This window comes from Pseudohaliea sp. (assembly GCF_040217025.1).
Taxonomy (GTDB): Bacteria; Pseudomonadota; Gammaproteobacteria; order Pseudomonadales; family Halieaceae; genus Pseudohaliea.
In genome coordinates this window covers 1-17365 of the sequence record NZ_JAVJOA010000004.1, presented here as the reverse complement: position 1 = coordinate 17365, position 17365 = coordinate 1, and the positions used below count along the sequence as shown (strand labels likewise).

Below are 17365 nucleotides of genomic sequence, written 5' to 3'. Positions count from 1 at the left end.
AGGCAGCAGATGAATCATCCAGCACTGTTTGATATGGACTCCGGGCTTGACCCGATCACCTTTGAAGTACTTCGCAGCATCTTCGAGTATGCAAGTGACCGTATGTCGACGGTGCTGCAGCGCTCGTCGTTTTCGCCGATTCTCTCCGACATGATGGATTTCTCCAACGCCATTTATGACGCTGATATCAACCTGCTGTCGCAGGCTGCCAACTGCCCGATACACCTGGCCGCGATGAAGTTCAGTGCCGAGGAAGCGATTAACACCTTTGGCGCAACCAACGTCAACAAGGGCGACGTTCTGATTGTGAATGACCCCTACCGCGGGGGCACGCACATTAACGATATCTCGTTCATCATGCCGATCTTCTTCGGCGATACGTTGATGGGCTACGCCGTGAGCCGCGGCCACTGGATGGACCTTGGCGGTGGCGGTGCAGGCGGGCAGTCTTTCGGTACTCACATCGCCGGGGAAGGGTTGCGGTTGCCTCCCCTGAAGATGTACAGCGAAGGAAAGGTCAACGAGGATGTACTTAGCATCATGCTTAACAATACCCGGACGCCCCATTTCGTAAAGGGTGACCTGCAGGCGCACCTGGGCTGCCTGAAAGCCGCAGAGCAGGAGATTCAGCGCGCCTGTGAGCGCTACGGGGCGGACACGGTGAGACTGGCGATGAAACACATTCAGGCCTACACCGAGCGCATGATTCGTGAGGCGATCAGGACTATCCCGGATGGTGTCTATGAGGCAGAGGACTTCGCGGACACCGATGGGGTCACCGATGATCCCGTCAAAATCAAAGTGAAGCTCACCGTGAGCGATAGCGACATTGAGCTTGATTTTGAAGGTACCGATCCGCAATGCGCGGGCGCTATTAACAGCCCGGCGGCCAACACAATTTCCTCCGCGCTTTACTCGCTGCAGTTCTTCCTCGCGCCCGATGCGCCGCAGAACCAGGGCATGTTTAACCCCATCACGGTGAAGCTGCCTGAAGGCTGCTGGCTGAACTGCAAGTGGCCTGCGCCGACCATCGGTTGTACCACCCTCACCGCTGCGAAGATAACCAGCGCCGTTTGGCAGGCCCTGGCTCAGGCCGTCCCCGAGCGTGTGACCGGCTCGACCTGCTCTGAAGCGAACTGGTTTGTGTCCAGTTGCACGACTCCAGAAGGCGATATCGATGTATTTTCTGATCTGCCTGCTGGCGGCTGGGGTGGAACGCCCTACGCGGACGGCATGAGCGTGACGATGGATCCATTGGGCAACTGCATGAACATGCCTGCCGAGAGTGCCGAGCTCTTCTTCCCTATCGCCTACGAGGCCTTCGAGCTGCGCAAGGACTCGGCGGGTGCGGGCAAGCACCGGGGCGGCCTCGGCGCTATCTTCAAGGTGCGCTTCCTGAATGGTGGTGAGTTGGGCATGGAAACCGCCCGGACGCGGGAGGGCAGCCCCGGCGTTGCCGGTGGTGGACGCTCCGCGGTTCAGCGTGCCTACCACCTTTTCCCCGATGGGCGTTCAGAGGTCATCGGCGGCAAATCTCTCGACGAAAGCAGTTGGAAGAACCCGCTGTTGGCCTCCCACAAATTCGGTCCCGCTGAGATGTTCATGTTCGAGAGCACCGGTGGCGGCGGCTGGGGTGACCCGCGGCAGCGTCCGGAAAAGGCGGTTCTTGAGGATGTACTGGACGAGTACATCTCCATCGACAAAGCACGCGAGGTCTACGGCGTACATATCGATCCGAAGACCATGCTGATCGATGAGGCGCGAACCGCGGAACTCAGGGCTGCCGCGAGCACGAGCTGACCCTAACGTAACACAACGCTAACCCGACCTACGGCGGGGTTTTCTACCCCGCCGCAGGGGGACTCTGCCTAAAAAGAGGGGTAATCGACATGACGAATAAAGAGCAGCACCACCTATTGCCGGGCCCTTCCGCGGTGCCAGCTTTCAATCCTCGACTGCTGGTCACCGCTGTAGCGATGTCGGTGACCCTGCCGCAGGTGGCCGCTGCCCAGGAGGGGCAGGCCACTCGGTCTTCGGGGATGCTGGAGGAGGTGACCGTGACCGCACAAAAGCGCTCACAGTCAATTCAGGATGTGGGCATTGCCATTTCCGCGTTCTCCGGGGATCAGCTGAAGGATTTCGGCTTCAATGACAGTATTGATATCGCGAAGATGACACCTAATGTTGCGGTGTCCGGCAGCTACGCTGGCCAGATGTCACAGTTCACCATCCGCGGCGTGACTCAGAATGATTTCAATGATCACGTAGAATCGGTGATCGCGGTGTACATTGACGAAGGGTACGTGGCCATGCAGCAAGGCCAGACCTTTTCGATGTTCGATGTCGATCGCGTCGAAGTTCTGAAGGGGCCGCAGGGAACTCTCTTCGGGCGGAATGCGACCGGTGGCCTGGTCCACTTCCTGAGCAAGCGGCCGACAGAAGAGTTTGAGGCATTCCTTGATCTTTCTTACGGTTCTTACGATGAAACCCGGATCGAAGGTGCGGTCAGTGGCGCTCTTGGCGACGGTGTGCGGGGGCGGCTCTCGGGTCTGTATCACTCCTTCGACGGTTTCCTGGACAACGTTTATCCCAACGAGACCTTTGTTCCGCCTGAATTCCAGGACGCGCTGAACAGCGTGACGCTGCCCGGCGCCGGGGATGACCTCGCCGGGCAGACCTCCTGGGCGCTCCGCGGCCACCTGGAATTCGACGTGACAGACCGCGGCACCCTGCTGCTGACTGCGGTCGGAGCGGAAACGGAAGGCTCAATCGGCCCCTACCAGCAGGTGCCGTCGATGTCGGTATTCAATGCGGCCGGCGACCAGGTCAACACGGTCTACCCGGGGCCTGACGAGACCTGCGAAGCGCTCGTGCTTGGAGTAGGGTGTGCTAACGGCACCTTTGACAACGACCCCGAAGATGTCACGCGTCCGGTACCCGGTCGCGACTTCTTCGGTTATCTGGACCCTGATGGAAGCGACTTCACCACGTCGAGTGATTATGCTTTCGACGATTTCAATACTTATGAGACCTACGGCCTGACGGTCAATTTCACCTACGATTTTGACGCCTTTACCCTGACGTCGATAACCGACTACAAGGACTTCGACAAAAAGTTCGGGCTCGATCTTGAGGCGGCTCCCGTTAACCAGTTTTTCTGGATTGGTGAGGCCGAGACCGAATCCTTCACTCAGGAACTCAGGCTGGATGGCGTGAACGGACCGCTGACGTGGGTGGCAGGCGCCTACTTCCTCGGTATCGACAATGAGAGTGTCCACGGTATTGGAGCCCTTCCGGACAGTGCTTTCCACATACCCTCCTGGGATCAGCCGCGTGTTGCAGCGATGGAAACGCGATCCTATTCACTGTTCGGGCAGGTGGAATATGAGCTCTCACCGCAGTGGTCTGTCATCGCGGGCCTGCGCGGCACAAAGGAAGAGAAGGACTACGATTTTGAAGTGCTCTTCGTGTTTCCGAATGACGACGGCGACCCGTTGGCCTGGGACTATGAGCCGGCGATACCTTTCCCCGGATTCTCGCGGGATCTCTACCAGGACTCGATTGATGAAGACCTCTGGACCTGGAAGATGCAGCTTGAGTACCGTCCTACGGACGATCTGCTGGTTTACGGTGGCATCAGCCAGGGTGTAAAGGCGAGCAGCTTCAATGCGGGGGCGGCAACGCTGCTTGACGAAGAGATTCCTTACGATGAGGAAACGCTCATCAGCTACGAGCTTGGTATGAAGTCGACCTGGCTGGGCGGAAAGGTCCGGTTCAATGCGGCGGCCTTTTACTACGACTACGAGGATTACCAGGCGTCCCGCTGGACCGGTATTGCCAATCAGATCGTCAATGCCGATGCAACCATCATGGGGGCGGAGTTCGATTTGACCGCATCCGTCACGTCGAACTTTGATGTAATGATCGCCGCAGGCTACCAGGACAATGAAGTAGAGGATGTGCCCTTTGATAATCGTACGGAGGATGTCGAGACAACCTTCGCACCCGAATGGACTGCCTCTGCCATGGCCAAGTACTACTTCCCGATGCGGGTTGCCGACGGGGAGCTTTCGCTGCAGGTAGACGTGAGCTACCAGGATGAAGTTTGGCATAACCTCACCAACTACGATGCCACTACGCTCGATTCCTGGACGGTGTGGAATGCCAGGCTGAGCTGGTTGAACGCGGAGGGCGATCTGCGGATCGATGTATTCGGGCGCAACATTACCGACGAGGTTTATGACGTCATTGGCTTTGACCTGTCCCAGGTGTGTGGCTGCAACCTGCAGGCGCAGGGGCGGCCGGAGTGGTGGGGCGTGTCTCTGCGCAAGGACTTCTGACAAGTACGCTTCGCCCCGCGCTCAGCGTGGGGCTAAGAAGCGGTGGTTGCCTTTGCCCCCTGCTATCGAGGCTGGTGCGCGGTTTATTGATGGAACGCTGAGCCTATGACATCATCGCAACGCCCCGGGGATGAGATAGTTGTTGCGGTGAAAGATTTGGCGACCATGCCGGAGGGTGCCCGTGCGCCCGGTCACTCGGAAGGGGATCTTGTAGGTCAAGAGATCCGTCGGCTGCGCAAAGCGAAAAAGATGACCCTCGCAGAGATGTCTGAAGCAACGGGCATCTCTATCGGTTATCTAAGCCAGATCGAGCGGGATATCTCCTCGCCCACGATCAAGGTTCTCTTCGAGATAAGCCATGCACTCGACGTCAATGTGGCCTGGTTTTTTCATCAGGGTGATGGCCATGCGAAAGACTCCAGCCGCTTTGTTGTCAGGTCCGGGAATCGCCTGGAGCTGAACTTCCGCACGGGCGTAACGGACTTTCTTTTGAACACCCGTTCCATCAGTCAGCTGGAGGTTTTGTGGTGTACCTTTGAGCCCGGCGCGGGCTCCGGTGATTTACCCTACCAGCATGAAGGAGAAGAGTGCGGCATCGTCATTGAGGGAGAGTTCGAAATCTCCATAGACGGCGAGGTGCAGTCCCTCCGCGAGGGCGACAGTTTTTCCTTTCCCAGCACGCTGAAGCACAGCTACCGCAATCCGGGTCCGACGCGCACCACCGTCGTCTGGTGCATTACACCCCCTTCGTACTAGTTCCGGCGCGCCACCACACCGAATTAGTGTTGCGGTGCCATGCTTCGCGGGGCCGGTGCCACCGCCGCCTGGCGGCTTTTTCTGTTTGCAGCACCGGGCGCACAAAGCATTCAGGGGCGGCGTGCAGCGCTCGTCCTGACCAGAGCGACGTAAGTCCACAATAAAATTTTCACTATTGGCGCCCAGCTGTTGCGCAAAAGTGAAAATGATGCGATAAATTTCACCTGAAAGAAAATTGAATGCGCCGCTTCATACGAGGAAAACATGCCCAAGGAGCTTCCAGCCACGGCTTCCGTGGTGATTGTCGGTGGTGGAATCATCGGTTGCAGTGTTGCCTACCATTTGACCAAGCGCGGCGTCGCCGACGTGGTGCTTCTTGAGCGGAAGCAGCTTACCTGCGGGACCACCTGGCACGCGGCTGGTCTTATCACGACGCTGCGGTCGACGGAGAATCAGACCTGGCTCGCCAAGTACACGCGCGACCTCTATGCCCGCCTGGAGGAAGAGACCGGTCAGGCCACAGGTTTCAGCGAGATCGGATCTATTCAGATCGCCAGCAGCCCCGAATGGGTAGAAGAGATGCGGCGGGGATGTGATGTCGCCCGCTCTTTCGGTGTTGAGTCCAGGGAGCTTGCGCCCGCGGACGTAAAGGAATTCTGGCCGCTGGCCAACGTGGATGACATTATCGCCGGCTTTCATTTTCCCCACGACGGTCGTGCGAACCCGACAGACACGACACAAGCCCTGGCCAAAGGTGCGCGCGCGGGTGGCGCGAAGCTCTTTGAAGGTACCGTGGTCGATGAAATCCTCATTGAGGATGGCCGGGTGGTCGGTGTGAAGACCGGCGAGCACACGATACGCACCGACGTCGTGGTGAACTGCACCGGCATGTGGGCCAGGGAGTTCGGTGAGCGGTCTGGCGTTTCTGTTCCTCTCCAGGCAGCAGAACACTACTACCTCGTCACCGACAGCCTTGAGGGCGTCCGTGCCGACTTGCCGATCCTCCGCGATCCGGGAAACCAGGCCTACTACCGTGAAGAAACCGGCAAGTTGATGATCGGTCTGTTTGAAGACACGGCAGCACCGTGGAAGGTCCCCAAAATTCCTGAAGAATTCTGCTTTGATGAGCTGCCGCCTGACTGGGAACGGCTCATGCCCTACCTGGAACGCGCCATGGGCCGTATTCCCGCATCCTATGATGCGGGCATCCAGCTCTTTTTCTGCGGACCTGAAAGTTTCACCCCCGATCACAACTACATTATGGGCGAATCTCCCAACGTTCCCGGATACTTTGTCGCAGCCGGCTTCAATTCCCTCGGGATCCTCTCTGCCGGTGGTGCCGGCAAGGCTCTCGCGGACTGGATCGTTGACGGCCACAGCCCCCGCGACTTTTTTGACAGTGATTTACGGCGGTTCATGCCTTTTCAGAGCAACCGCAAATACCTCGAAGACCGGATCGTTGAATCGCTTGGCATCGGCTACCAGAATCATTGGCCATTCCGGCAATGGAACTCTGCACGAGGCGTAAAGCGTCTTGTATTGCATGACCGTCTGCTTGCCGCGAACGCCTGTATGGGCGAGGCGGCTGGCTGGGAGCGTCCGAACTGGTATGCGCCCGAGGGCGTTAAACCGGAATACGAATACAGCTTTGGCAGGCAGAACTGGTTTGAATATTCCCGCGACGAGCACCTCGCTGTGCGTAACGGGGTGGGAATGTTTGAGCTGAGCGCTTTCAGCAAGTTTCTGGTGCAGGGAAGAGATGCATGCGCCTACCTGAACTGGATCAGTACGAATGAGGTGGACGTGCCGGTCGGAGGCGCTGTTTACACGCAATGGCTCAACCCCCGCGGCACCATCGAGGCTGACCTGACCATCACGCGCATGGCCGAGAACGAGTTTCTTGTGGTCACTGCAGCGTTCACGCATTCACACGTCTTTCACTGGCTGCGGCAGCATATCGGCAAAGACCAGTTCGTTACGGTCACCGATGTCACGGCTTCCTGGGGCGTGCTCAGCGTCCAGGGGCCGGGGTCACGCGCATTGCTGGAGGATGTCTCCGGGCAGTCCTTCTCGGCGGCTGGTCATCCCTTCGGCACGATGAGATCCGCCGACATTGGTTACTCCAGGGTGGAGGCGCTCCGTATCTCCTACGTCGGCGAGCTGGGTTGGGAGCTCTACGTGCCGACAGAATTCCTGCCGCAGGTATTCGATACCCTGCGAGAAGCCGGCGCGCCTTGCGGGCTCAAGCTGTGCGGGTACCACGCGCTGAATTCCCTGCGCATTGAGAAAGCCTTCCGGGAGTGGGCCCATGACATAGGCTCCGATGATGACCCGAGGGAGGCTGGGCTGCTGTTTGCCTCCAAGCTCGACAAGGCAGGCGGGTTTATCGGCGCGGACGCGCTCAGGGCCAGAATCAACAAGGTGGAGAAGCCTCTTCGAAGACTCGTGCAGTTCCGGTTGGAGGACCCGGAGCCGATGCTCTATCACAACGAGCCCATACTCATGGATGGGCAGGAGGTGGGGTACCTGACTTCAGCGATGTACGGTCACAGCCTGGGTGCGAGCGTGGGCCTCGGTTATGTTCGTTGCGGCGATGGTGTCGACAAGCAGCTGCTTGAAAGCTCGAAATTCGAAATTCTGGTGGCGGGGGAGCGCTGTCCGGCACTTGCGTCGCTGAGACCGATGTATGACCCCAGCGGCAGCAGAATGAAGGGGTAGCCCAAACGCTTCTCACGTCAATGAAGGAACTACGGATACGTCATGAATAAGAACCAGACCCCGGACCGGCTTATCCTCCGGCTTAGCTGTGATGATCGCCCGGGCGTTGTTGCTGCGGTGACGACCTTCTTCGCAGAACGCGGCTGGAGCATCGTAGAGTCCGCGCAACATACCGAGCCGAGCGGTAATCAGTTCTTCCTGCGCAGTGTGCTGTGCCCACCGGCAGCGAGCAAGGACACGCTGGAAACGCTGCAAGCCGCCTTTGCCACCGTGGCGGAGGAGTTTTCCATGGACTGGTCGCTGCGTAAGGAGAGCGATTGGCCGCGTACAGTGATCGCCGTTTCGAAGTGGGGACACTGTCTCAACGCGCTGCTCAACGCCTGGAAAAGCGGTGAGCTGCCACTGGCTATCGTCGCGATAGTGTCCAATCACCGTGACATGGAAGGTCTCGCGGAATGGTATGAGGTGCCCTATCACCACCTTCCGGTAACCCCCGAAACCAAGGCGGAGCAGGAAGTCGGAATCCTCAAGGTGATGGAGGACCGCGATGCTGAGCTCCTGCTTCTTGCGAGGTATATGCAGATCCTTTCCGACTCGCTTTGTGAAAAGCTCGAGGGCCGGGCGATCAATATCCACCACTCCTTTCTGCCGGGGTTCAAGGGCGCCAAGCCGTACCACCAGGCCTATGACAAGGGTGTGAAACTGATCGGCGCTACGGCCCACTACGTGACGGCTGACCTGGATGAGGGCCCGATCATTGAGCAGGATGTCGTCCGCGTGTCGCATGCTGCAGCTGCGACAGAACTCGTCACCGTCGGCAAGAATGTCGAGGCGCAGGTCCTGGCGCGCGCAGCAAAGTGGCACGCGGAGGGTCGTGTAATGTTAGCGAGCAATAATCGCACGGTTGTCTTTGACCGGTAGTCCACCCCCGGATCCAGGGCAGGGAACTTCTACATGAACTTGATTGATGGCAAATTGATAGCTGATTCGCTCTGCAGCGACCTCACGCGGCGTCTGCAGGACTGTGGGTACTCGCCGGAAACGGCGCCGCGACTTTCCGTTATCCTCGTGGGAGAGGATCCAGCCAGCCAAGTCTACGTGCGGAACAAGCAAAAGCGTGCTGAGCAGGTCGGCTTTCGCAGTGAAGTGAAACGCTTCCGCGAATCGATCAGTGAGCAGGACCTTCTCACCGAGATAGCGGCTTTGAATGCGGACCCTGATGTGAGCGGCATTCTTGTCCAGCTTCCGCTACCGGAACACATCGACGAGACCCGTGTGCTCGACCTCATTGACCCGGCGAAAGACGTTGATGGTTTCCATGAAGTCAATGCGGGCCGCCTCATGATCGGTGATAGCCGTGGGCTGGTGCCATGCACCCCGCGGGGATGTATGCGCCTGATCACCGAGGCTGCGAGTGAGCCTATCGCGGGCTGTCATGCCGTCGTTATCGGCCGCTCCAACATCGTCGGCAAGCCTGTTGCTATGCTGCTGTTGCGGGAAAGCTGCACGGTAACGCTTGCGCATTCGCGGACCCGCAATCTGCCGGAGCTTGTCCGCCAGGCAGACATCGTTGTCGCGGCGGTGGGGGTTCCCGGCCTTGTTAAAGGTGACTGGATAAAGCCCGGCGCGATTGTCATCGACGTGGGCATCAACAGGATATCCCGGGGCGACAAAGCTGTACTTGTCGGCGATGTAGACTTTGACGAGGCCGCTGCTGTCGCGGGTGCGATCACCCCGGTTCCGGGAGGGGTCGGGCCGATGACGATCGCCTGCTTGCTTGAAAATACGCTAATCGCTGCACAGGCTGCCCGGCCCCAGGGCTCTTACGGAGTTTCCACGGGTCAATAGGCGTGGGCAGCGCGGCGTCCGCGTGCGGAAAGCTAGAGGCGGGCCCGAGATGGCAATACGTTAGAAAATTATGAGCGAACTGGCAGGTGGTGGCGTAAAGAAGGTCCTCTACACGCTGAACACCGTAAGGCGCATCGGCGTGGGTAGGTCCGCAAAGGCACTTACCGCGAACAACACCTGCAAGGCCTGCGGCCTGGGCATGGGTGGCCAGCGCGGCGGCATGACCAATGAGCTCGATGAGTTCCCGTCGGTCTGCAACAAGAGCGTCCAGGCGCAGTCGACGGACATCCAGCCTGCCATTCCTCCGGAGGTATTCGGGCACAGCCTCGCTGAGCTTCGGGAGCTGACTCCCCATGAGCTCGAGCACGCCGGGCGTCTCGGCAACCCTTTGTACAAGGACGCCGGGGCGCAGCATTACCGTGAAGTCTGCTGGGATGAGGCGATGGCACGCGCGGCCGACCGGCTTGCCGCCGTCGACCCGGGGCGGGCATTCTTCTATGCTTCCGGGCGCTCCTCTAACGAAGCCGGTTTCCTGCTGCAGCTTCTCGCGCGTTGCTGGGGCACCAATAACGTCAACAACTGCTCTTACTATTGCCACCAGGCAACCAGTGTCGGTCTCGATTCAACCGTGGGCACAGGTACTGCGACGGTGGAGCTGACGGACCTGTCCGGCTGTGATCTGGTGTTTCTGATCGGCGCCAATCCGGCGTCCAACCATCCCCGCTTCATTCACCAGTTGCTCGCCTGCCGGCAGCGCGGCGGCATGGTCATTGTGATCAACCCCGCCCGGGAGCCGGGCCTTGTCCGCTTTGCGGTGCCCAAGAGCGCCCGGTCCATGATTGCCGGGGGGAGCGATATCGCTTCGCACTACCTGCAACCGCGTATCGGCAGCGATATCGCCGTGTTCAAGGGCATCGCGAAGGCATTGCTGGAGCGTGATGCCATCGACAGGCCGTTCATCGAGCGTCACTGTCGTGACTGGCCGGCTTTTCGTGCCGATCTCGAGGAGACGTCCTGGGCGGCGCTGCTCGCATGCTGCGGTCTGGAGCGGAAGGCTATCGAAGTGGTAGCGGATTGCTACGCGTCGGCCAATGCGGCGGTATTCGCCTGGGGCATGGGTATGACGCATCACCGTCACGGCTGTGACAACGTCGAGTATATCGCCAATCTCGCGCTGCTGCGCGGGATGGTTGGCAGGCGCCATGCGGGGCTGTTGCCGCTGCGCGGGCACAGCAACGTGCAGGGTATCGGCACCATTGGCGTAAAGCCTGTGCTAGCGACGGACGTCCTCGAGCGTCTGGAGTCCGAGCTCGGCGTCAAGCTCCCGGTGGGGCGCGGGCTGGACACCATGGCGGGGCTGGAGGCGGCTCACGCCGGTGCCATAGACGCCGCTGTTGTTATGGGAGGTAACCTCTACGCGGCAACACCCGATAGCGCCTGGGCATCAACCGCCCTTAACCGAATCCCCTTCAAGCTGTTCCTGACCACAACCCTCAACCAGGGCCATCTCCATGGTGTTGACGACGGTGAAGTGCTCGTGCTCCCGGTCACGGCTCGCGACGAAGAGCCTCAGCCCACCACCCAGGAATCCATGTTCAACTATGTGCGCCTGAGCGATGGCGGGATCCGCCGCCTGCCCAACGTTCGTTCCGAGGTGGCGATCCTTGCCGATCTCGGCAGCCGTCTACTGCCCGATCACCCTGCGGATTTTGCGGCCTATGGCGACCATGAGCGCATCCGCCAGACCATCTCGCGGACCGTTCCCGGCATGGAGGAACTGGCGGACATTGCCGTAGCACGGCGGGAGTTTCATGTTAGCGGTCGCACGCTGCACCGCCCTGTTTTTCGGACCAGCGACGGCAGGGCGCGTTTCCGTGTTCGTTCGTTGCCACCGTGTACGGTGCCGGAGACGTATCCCTTATTGCTGGCGTCGGTGCGCAGCGAGGGGCAGTTCAACAGCATCATTTACGAAGAAACGGACAGCTATCGGTACGGTGCGGAACGAAGGGCCGTGCTCCTCTGCCCCGAAGACATGCAGGCCATGGGGCTGGAATCCGGAAGTCTGGTGGACGTGTATTCCCGCGACGGCGTTATGCGCCGAGCGATTGTGCGACCATTCGATCTACCTCCCGGAAATGTGCTTGCCTATTACCCGGAAGCCAATTGCCTGTCCGCCCGGGAGCGAGACCCGCGCAGCCAGACACCGGCCTTCAAATCCATTCCCGTGCGTATCGAAAAGGCCGCGGAGCGTACGCGCCGATGACAGGTGAGTTGACCTACTCACCGTCGTCGCCGACCTCCCGCGTGCGGCTATAGACGCTTTCCGATGACCTGCGCGGCGGCCGGCAACCACAGTTCGCTCGTGGGTAATGCACCGCTTGGGTCAGGTCACCAGGCGCCTCGCTCGTAGCCAGCTGGCCATACTGCCGGCTGTAACGCCTGATGTTCCCCAGGCGGGTAGCCGGCAGGGGGATCGCCTAGGTTGGAGGGTTTGGTCGTGGGTGCTTCCAGTGCACGGTCGGTCGCCTTTGGGGTCGTAGCCTGATCCAGTGGTAGGATAAAGCTTCAGCATGTACTGGCGTTAACGGGGGGCGATATGGCATCAGAGCCGAATGAGAAGCGCGATTCCGGCGCGGTCGGTGCCGGGCTCGCGATCGGCATCGGCCTCGGCCTTGCCCTGGGCGCGGCGATGGACAACACGGGGGCGGGTCTGGCTATCGGTATTGCAGTGGGTCTTGCCCTGGGCAGCGGGATGCGGAGGAAGAAATGACGACAACGCCGCTCAGCTGGGCCGATTTTGAAAAGGTCGAACTGCGGGTCGGGACTATCGTCGAAGTGCAGGACTTCCCGGAAGCCCGGAAGCCGGCCTGGAAGCTGCGCGTCGACTTCGGCGATGAGATCGGCATCAAGCGCTCCAGCGCCCGGATCACGAACCTCTACGTAAAGGAAGCCCTGCTCGGCAAGCAGGTGCTGGCTGTCGTCAACTTCCCGCCCAAGCAGATCGGCCCTTTTATCTCCGAGTGCCTGGTGACCGGTGTGCACCGCGAGGATGGTGCCGTAGTGCTGGTCAGCCCGGAATCGGACGTTCCGAACGGCGCCCGGTTGGCGTAATGGAGGTCAGGTCGCTGCTGTGGGCGAGGGGGCGGAAGTCAGCGTTGACCGTAGTGGCCACCGATGGCGAAGACGTAGATGGCCTTCTCGTCGAAGCGGTAGATCAGCCGGTCCCGCTGCAACAGGCGCCGCGACCACAGGCCGGTGAGGTTGTATTTGAGCGGTTCGGGTTTGCCGAGGCCTGGGGACGGGTCTTCTGACCGAAGCATTTCCCTCAGTAGCTTGCAGAGCGCCTTGTGCAGCCGCTTGTCCTTCTCGCGCAGGGTCTCGTAGGCCTCCCGGGTGTTCCCCTCAAAGACCAGTGATCTCATTCAGCTGCTCGTCGGTTGGCCGGTAGCCCTCACCGCGGGTATGCGTCTGCAGTGACTCGCCGATCTGCTGCATGAGCGCCTTGCTTTGCAGTACGTGCAGCGTTTCCTGCTCGCGCTCCCAGTCTTCGGCGCTCATCACCACGAAGGCCTCCCCGGCGCGGCGCGTGACCTTGAGCGGCTCGTGCCGGCTGACAACCTGCTCAATGAGGCTTTTCAGGTTGTCTCTGAACTTGTTGACGCTGACCGATTCCACGATAGTACCTAAGCGTACGGAATTACCGCACGACAATAGCCTGAAGCGGGTCGCCGTAGCGACACTTACAATTCGTCTTTTCTGGCGGTCGGCGATATAACGTGCGGATGTTAGAGGCGCTGCTATTTATTACTAGAAAGCGTTCCCGCGGGAACGTCTTGCTCCCGGCGTGACCCGGCAACTCACCGGTTGCCTGTTGTCCCGCCAGTGGCGAGATGTTGCGGGCGGGGTCGCGATTGACCTTTGGTTTGCCACGGCAGATGGATCGCTCTGTGCCCACATCACCGGAGAGCAGAGCGTTTTCTTTCTCCCCGCGGAGCAGTGGCCCAAGGCGGAGCGGCTGCTGGCAGGTGAGCGAGGATTCACTTCCAGCGAGCCCGGGCTGCGCGATTTCTCGCGACGCTCGGTGCGCGCGCTCTACTTTCCTGCGCACCGCCAGGCCCGGGAGGCCTCGCGCCGGCTCCTTGACGCGGGGCTTGAGCCGCTGGAAGCCGATCTCAACCCGGCCGACCGCTACCTGATGGAGCGTTTCATCACTGGCGCCGCCACGCTGGAGGGGGCGGTCGAGCGCATGGACGGCCACCTGGTCATGAAGTCTCCCCGGCTGCGCCCGGCGGATTACCGCCCGGCGCTGCGCATCGCCTCCATCGACATCGAGACCGCCATGGAGGGACTGGAGCTCTACTCCATCGCCGCGCATGGCACCGGGCCGGGCGGGGTGGAGGAGCGGCGGGTGTTCCTGCGCGGGCCCGGGACCGGGCAGGCCGTGGTACAGGCCTTCCCGACGGACCGCGCGGTGCTCCTCGCCTTCCTCGACTGGCTCGCCGCCTACGACCCGGACGTGATCACCGGCTGGAACGTGATCAACTTCGACCTGCGCTTCCTCCAGCGCCTGGCGGACCGGCTCGGCGTGTCCCTCACGCTCGGCCGCGACGGCCGGCCGTCGCACTGGCGGCCGCTGGACGACGATGGCGAGCGCCACGCGCTGCAGGTGACCGGGCGGCTGGTGATCGACGGGCCGGAGTGGCTGCGGGCGGCGTTCTACCGCTTCGAGAGCTTTGCGCTCGACAACGTGGCGAAGGAACTGCTCGGCGAGGGCAAGCTCCTGCGCGGGCCCGAGCGGGGCGAGGAGATCGGCCGGCTGTTCCGGGAGGGCCGGGAGCGGCTGGTGGACTACAACTTGCGCGACTGCGAGCTGGTGAGCTGGATCCTTGAGAAGACCGGGCTCATCCAGTTCTGCCTGGCGCGCAGCAACCTGACCGGGCTGGCGGCGGACCGCTCCGGCGGCTCGGTCGCAGCCTTCGACTTCCTCTACCTGCCGCGGCTGCACCGCCGCGGCTTCGTGGCGCCGGTGGCGGCGAGTACGGCGCCGGATGCGCCCGGGGGCTTCGTGCTCGACTCGCGTCCCGGCCTTTACCGCCATGTGCTGGTGCTGGACTTCAAGAGCCTGTACCCGAGCATCATCCGCACCTTCAACATCGACCCGCTCGGCCTGGTGCTGGCGGCCGATCCCGAATTGCCGGAGTCCGCCGCCGTGCCCGGCTTCCGCGGTGTGCGCTTCGCCCGCGACGGCCACATCCTGCCGGACCTCATCGAGCAGCTCTGGGCCCAGCGCGACGCGGCCAAGCGGGCCTCCGATGCGCCGCTGTCGCAGGCCATCAAGATCATCATGAACGCCTTCTACGGCGTGCTCGGCTCGCCGGGCTGCCGCTTCTTCGACCCGCGCCTCGCCGCCTCCATCACCCTGCGCGGCCACGAGATTCTCAACCGCACGAAGGACCGCATCGAGGTCGCGGGCCATACGGTGATCTACGGCGACACGGACTCGGTGTTCGTGTGGATCCAAGAGGCGGAAGACGATGAGGCCGCCGAGGCCGCCGGGCGCGAGCTGGAGCGTACGCTCAATGACTGGTGGCGGGAAACGCTGGCGGCCGAGTTCGCCGTGGAATCCCGGCTGGAGCTGGAGTTCGAGACGCACTACCGGCGCTTCCTCATGCCCACGGTGCGCGGCTCGGAGAAGGGCAGCAAGAAGCGCTACGCGGGCCTGGTGGCGGATGGCGCTGGCGGCGACCGCCTGGTGTTCAAGGGTCTCGAGAACGTGCGCTCGGACTGGACGCGCCTCGCCCGGCAGGTGCAGGAGGAACTCTACGGCCGCATCTTCCGCGAGCAACCGTGGGAGGAGTGGCTGCGGGCCGAGGCGGCCGCCGTGCGCGCAGGCGAGCGCGATGACCAGCTCGTTTACCGCAAGCGCCTGCGCCGGCGCCTGGACGACTACCAGCGCAACGTGCCGCCGCACGTGCAGGCCGCGCGCCTCGCCGTCGAGCGGGGCCTGCGCAAGCCGCACCGGGGCGGCGCCGTGCGCTACGTCATCACCACCGCCGGCGCCGAACCCGCTGACGACCCGCGTGCCCCGCTGGACTACCAGCACTACATCGACCGCCAGCTGGCGCCGGTGGCCGACGGCATGCTCCACCAGCTCGGCACGTCCTTCGCCGAGGTGGTGGACGCGCAGTACGCGCTCTTCTAATTGCCGAAGAACTCCTCGCGCAACGCCGTGTACTCCTGCGCTTCCAGCCGCGGGCCGTACTGCGACACCACCTTGCCGGCGGCCAGGCTGGCAAAGCGGCCGGCGGTCGGGAAGTCCTCGCCGCGGGTGATCGCGTAGAGGAAGGCCCCGGCGAACATGTCGCCGGCGCCATTGGTGTCCACCGCGTGCACCTTGTGCACGGGGATCTCGTGTGCATCCTGCCCGTCGTGGCAGAGCGCGCCGTCGCCGCCGCGGGTGATCACGAACTGTTTCGCCGTGGCCTTCATGCGCTCCACGGCCACGGCGAGGTCGTCCGCGCCGGTCCACTTGAGCGCCTCGTCGCCGTTGGCGAAGACGAGATCCACGCCGTCGCCGACCATCTCAGCCAGCCCGTCGCGGAAGTGCGCGACGATGCCCGGGTCCGCAAAGCTGATGGCCACCTTCACGCCCGCGGCCTCGGCCAGCTGCCGCGCGCGGATGGCGGCGGCCCGACCGCTGGGCGAGGTCACGAGGTAGCCCTCGATGTACAGGTACTCCGAGGCGGCGAGCGCGTCCGGGTCCAGCTCGTCCACCGACAGCGTCTCGGAAACACCCAGGTAGGTGTTCATGCTGCGCTCGGCATCCGGCGTGATCAGGACGAGGCACTTGCCGGTGGTGCCGCCGCAGCGCTGGCCCTTGAGCGGATGGTCTACGCCCGCAGACTCGAGATCTGCAAGGTACAGGTCGCCGTCGGCATCACCGGAAACCTTGCAGGTCATGAAGGTCGGCCCGCCGAACTGGGCCGTCGCGATCATGCTGTTGCCCGCGCTGCCGCCGCTGGCATGGTTGGCCTTGATCAGGTGCCCGCGCAGCCCGTCGAGCAGCTCACCCTGCCGCGCCTCGTCCACCAGGGTCATGAGCCCTTTCTCCACGCCGAGCTTCCCGAGTTCGTCGTCGGTCACCTTGATTTCCGTATCGAGGAGCGCCGCCCCCATGCCGTAGACCCGGTATTTCTTCATCGTCGATCCGTGCTTCTGCCGCAAAGCTGGCCATTATCCTGATCCGTCTGTCTCGGTGCCACCAGTGTGGCCCTGGGTGCCAGTAGTGCCGGCCCGGGCGGTGATTCCAGTGTGCCATCCGAGCCGGGTCGGTCGTGGTAGTAGGGGGTTCCGGAATCGCAAAAGCGCCATCCATGGCAGCTCGGGCTCGGCATCCATGCCTCGCACGTTCCGGAACCCCCTACTACCACGCCCGCCCCTACCGCCTTCAAGTTTCCTGCAAGGCTCGAACTTCTCTTGCGCTGTCTGAGCTGATGCCTCTGACGTTGGCACGGAGCAGGCCCGGGCGGTGGGACAGGGGGTGCCGGGGCGTCAGCGGACATGGATGTCCGCTGTCGAGCTGCCATGGATGGCGTTTTTGCGGTCCCGGCACCCCCTGTCCCACCGCCCGGGCCTGCTCCGTGCCAACGTCAGAGGCATCAGCTCAGACAGCGCAAGAGAAGTTCGAGCCTTGCAGGAAACTT

13 protein-coding genes are annotated in these 17365 nt (G+C 62.0%); 10 read left to right on the top strand and 3 right to left on the bottom strand.

The features are described 5' to 3' along the window. Positions 1-9 precede the first annotated feature (9 nt). The 9 genes from RKE50_RS01035 to RKE50_RS00995 all read left to right on the top strand — a co-directional run bounded on the left by RKE50_RS01035 (position 10) and on the right by RKE50_RS00995 (position 12773). The gene (locus RKE50_RS01035) at positions 10-1800 is read left to right on the top strand and encodes a hydantoinase B/oxoprolinase family protein (protein ID WP_350033662.1); all 1791 of its coding nucleotides are present in this window, start codon (positions 10-12) and stop codon (positions 1798-1800) included. 89 nt (positions 1801-1889) lie between these two features. Beyond that, the gene (locus RKE50_RS01030; RefSeq protein WP_350033661.1) at positions 1890-4340 is read left to right on the top strand and encodes a TonB-dependent receptor; all 2451 of its coding nucleotides are present in this window, start codon (positions 1890-1892) and stop codon (positions 4338-4340) included. Between the two features lie 105 nt (positions 4341-4445). Continuing rightward, entirely contained in the window at positions 4446-5096 is a 651-nt protein-coding gene (locus tag RKE50_RS01025) for a helix-turn-helix domain-containing protein (protein ID WP_350033659.1), read from the top strand. Between the two features lie 264 nt (positions 5097-5360). Continuing rightward, a complete protein-coding gene (locus RKE50_RS01020; protein ID WP_350033657.1) occupies positions 5361-7814 on the top strand; it encodes a GcvT family protein in 2454 nt (817 codons plus the stop codon). Between the two features lie 42 nt (positions 7815-7856). Continuing rightward, positions 7857-8735 (top strand): formyltetrahydrofolate deformylase, encoded by an 879-nt coding sequence (gene purU, locus RKE50_RS01015; RefSeq protein ID WP_350033655.1) that lies wholly within the window; start codon positions 7857-7859, stop codon positions 8733-8735. Positions 8736-8768: 33 nt separating this feature from the next. Next, a complete protein-coding gene (gene folD, locus RKE50_RS01010; protein ID WP_350033653.1) occupies positions 8769-9662 on the top strand; it encodes a bifunctional methylenetetrahydrofolate dehydrogenase/methenyltetrahydrofolate cyclohydrolase FolD in 894 nt (297 codons plus the stop codon). A gap of 70 nt (positions 9663-9732) precedes the next feature. Next, positions 9733-11925, top strand: coding sequence for an FdhF/YdeP family oxidoreductase (locus RKE50_RS01005; protein ID WP_350033651.1), 2193 nt, complete (start codon positions 9733-9735; stop codon positions 11923-11925). Positions 11926-12258: 333 nt separating this feature from the next. Continuing rightward, complete coding sequence (locus RKE50_RS01000) at positions 12259-12432, top strand: glycine zipper domain-containing protein (protein WP_350033649.1); 174 nt, start codon at positions 12259-12261, stop codon at positions 12430-12432. Beyond that, a complete protein-coding gene (locus RKE50_RS00995) occupies positions 12429-12773 on the top strand; it encodes a tRNA-binding protein (RefSeq protein WP_350033647.1) in 345 nt (114 codons plus the stop codon). Before RKE50_RS01000 ends, RKE50_RS00995 begins: the two co-directional genes overlap by 4 nt. Positions 12774-12811: 38 nt before the next feature. On the opposite strand, the gene RKE50_RS00990 is transcribed toward RKE50_RS00995, so the two are convergent. Together RKE50_RS00990 and RKE50_RS00985 are read right to left on the bottom strand one after the other, a co-directional pair. Further along, on the bottom strand, positions 12812-13084 hold the full coding sequence (locus RKE50_RS00990) for a Txe/YoeB family addiction module toxin (protein WP_350033645.1): 273 nt from the start codon (positions 13082-13084) through the stop codon (positions 12812-12814). Next, complete coding sequence (locus tag RKE50_RS00985) at positions 13065-13337, bottom strand: type II toxin-antitoxin system Phd/YefM family antitoxin (RefSeq protein ID WP_350033643.1); 273 nt, start codon at positions 13335-13337, stop codon at positions 13065-13067. Before RKE50_RS00985 ends, RKE50_RS00990 begins: the two co-directional genes overlap by 20 nt. Before the next feature lie 169 nt (positions 13338-13506). On the opposite strand from RKE50_RS00985, the gene RKE50_RS00980 reads away from it, so the two are divergent. Further along, positions 13507-15864 (top strand): DNA polymerase II, encoded by a 2358-nt coding sequence (locus RKE50_RS00980; RefSeq protein ID WP_350033641.1) that lies wholly within the window; start codon positions 13507-13509, stop codon positions 15862-15864. On the opposite strand, the gene RKE50_RS00975 is transcribed toward RKE50_RS00980, so the two are convergent. After that, positions 15861-16862, bottom strand: coding sequence for an adenosine kinase (locus RKE50_RS00975; RefSeq protein WP_350033639.1), 1002 nt, complete (start codon positions 16860-16862; stop codon positions 15861-15863). The two genes, RKE50_RS00980 and RKE50_RS00975, sit on opposite strands and share 4 nt — an antisense overlap. Positions 16863-17365 lie beyond the last annotated feature (503 nt).

What these genes read in the sequence shown, in the direction of transcription:
- RKE50_RS00990 (WP_350033645.1), bottom strand. Translation starts at nt 13,084, where the DNA reads ATGAGATCACTGGTCTTTGAGGGGAACACCCGGGAGGCCTACGAGACC.
- RKE50_RS01025 (WP_350033659.1), top strand. Translation starts at nt 4,446, where the DNA reads ATGACATCATCGCAACGCCCCGGGGATGAGATAGTTGTTGCGGTGAAA.
- RKE50_RS00995 (WP_350033647.1), top strand. Translation starts at nt 12,429, where the DNA reads ATGACGACAACGCCGCTCAGCTGGGCCGATTTTGAAAAGGTCGAACTG.
- RKE50_RS01035 (WP_350033662.1), top strand. Translation starts at nt 10, where the DNA reads ATGAATCATCCAGCACTGTTTGATATGGACTCCGGGCTTGACCCGATC.
- folD (WP_350033653.1), top strand. Translation starts at nt 8,769, where the DNA reads ATGAACTTGATTGATGGCAAATTGATAGCTGATTCGCTCTGCAGCGAC.
- purU (WP_350033655.1), top strand. Translation starts at nt 7,857, where the DNA reads ATGAATAAGAACCAGACCCCGGACCGGCTTATCCTCCGGCTTAGCTGT.
- RKE50_RS01020 (WP_350033657.1), top strand. Translation starts at nt 5,361, where the DNA reads ATGCCCAAGGAGCTTCCAGCCACGGCTTCCGTGGTGATTGTCGGTGGT.
- RKE50_RS01030 (WP_350033661.1), top strand. Translation starts at nt 1,890, where the DNA reads ATGACGAATAAAGAGCAGCACCACCTATTGCCGGGCCCTTCCGCGGTG.
- RKE50_RS01005 (WP_350033651.1), top strand. Translation starts at nt 9,733, where the DNA reads ATGAGCGAACTGGCAGGTGGTGGCGTAAAGAAGGTCCTCTACACGCTG.
- RKE50_RS00975 (WP_350033639.1), bottom strand. Translation starts at nt 16,862, where the DNA reads ATGAAGAAATACCGGGTCTACGGCATGGGGGCGGCGCTCCTCGATACG.
- RKE50_RS01000 (WP_350033649.1), top strand. Translation starts at nt 12,259, where the DNA reads ATGGCATCAGAGCCGAATGAGAAGCGCGATTCCGGCGCGGTCGGTGCC.